The sequence below is a fragment of the Rhizobium sp. 05L419 genome (assembly GCF_056397845.1).
Genome location: NZ_JBFTOF010000075.1, coordinates 1 through 1230, shown reverse-complemented (window position 1 = coordinate 1230; position 1230 = coordinate 1). Strand labels below are relative to the sequence as shown.

General features: G+C 59.1%; 1 protein-coding gene. It reads right to left on the bottom strand.

Annotation, left to right across the window (positions count from 1 at the left end; translation table 11 throughout):
• Positions 1-1230: DUF1254 domain-containing protein (locus tag AC1DMK_RS31025; protein WP_477864039.1), on the bottom strand; the 1230-nt coding region annotated here is incomplete at both ends.

Genomic DNA, 1230 nt, shown 5'->3' with positions numbered 1-1230 from the left:
AGCCAATTTGCTTCCTTGTCCGCGCCGGGGCTGTCTTTTTGAATGTACAGCGTCAGCGAGCCGTCCGTGCCCTTTTTCATCGCCGGTAACATCGGAGAGTTGATGAGGTAGCGTTTGATCGGGTTCTTGACGAGCAGCTGGCTCTTGCCGTCGTACATCGTAACGGACCAGAACGCATTCACCGGCGGCAACTGACCGGGCGGGAAGGTGATGGTGTACTTGTGCCTGCTGCCGTCGAGCGGCTCACCGGTCGCGTCCGTCCGGGTATAGGGGTACATGGCTTCGACGGCATCGTTGCCATAAATACCGCCCTTGGCGGCGCCTGCCCGCATCGCCCAATCGCCGTTGTAGAAGGCCTCGTCGCCAAAGAACGAGCCGACGTTCCAGCCGTTGATGCTCTTGTTGCCGCTRGCCAACCATTTGTCGACCTTGTCGTTACCCTGCTTCATGGCCACCAGGATTTCGGCTTTATGCTCGAGCGACAGATCCTTGAACTCGAAGGTCTTTCCCGGKCCGATGCCAATCTTCGCAAGTTTCGCGCGTATCGCCTTGTCCCTGGGCGTCTCCGGAACGAATTGCAGGGCTGCGTCGAGATATTGGAAGAAGTTGTCCTTGATCCCGGCGGTGGAGGCAGGAACGAAATCGATCTTCGGCGCGGCAGGCGGAGCGGGTTGTTTAAGGAAGGCGGACAGCGAACGCAGCTTGTAGCCGGCCTGGATCTTCTCGACGTTCGGCATGTCGTCGGGGTTGAAGAGCTGGGTGCGGATCAGCGCGAACGTGAACGGCGTCGTCGATTGGAAGACCTTCTTGATCCCGGTGGGCGTTTCACCCTTCCAATCGGGGCCGACCACCAGATAGTCGCCCGGCTCGCTCCCTGTGGCGCGCGTGCCCATATAGCCAAAATTGTAGGTGTTGCCGTCGATGAGCTGGACGGCGTAGTAGCGGTCCTTTTCGATCGCCGGCACCGAAATCACCATCGGCTCGGCGCGCAGATCCAGCCACATGATCGAGTAGGGGGTGTCGCTGTTCGGCGTGATGACCGCCGTATCCGCAGGCGTGGAGACGTGGTGCTCGTTTTTGATATCATTGAACGGTGCTTTGAACTGCCCCGAGTTCTTGTCGACCGCAAACTCTTGCATAACCGCATAATTCATCACGAGGGGCAGGCCGTAGATGAAGCCTTCCTCGGCGATGTCCTTGGCCTCCAACAGGCTGGGCCATTCGGCATTG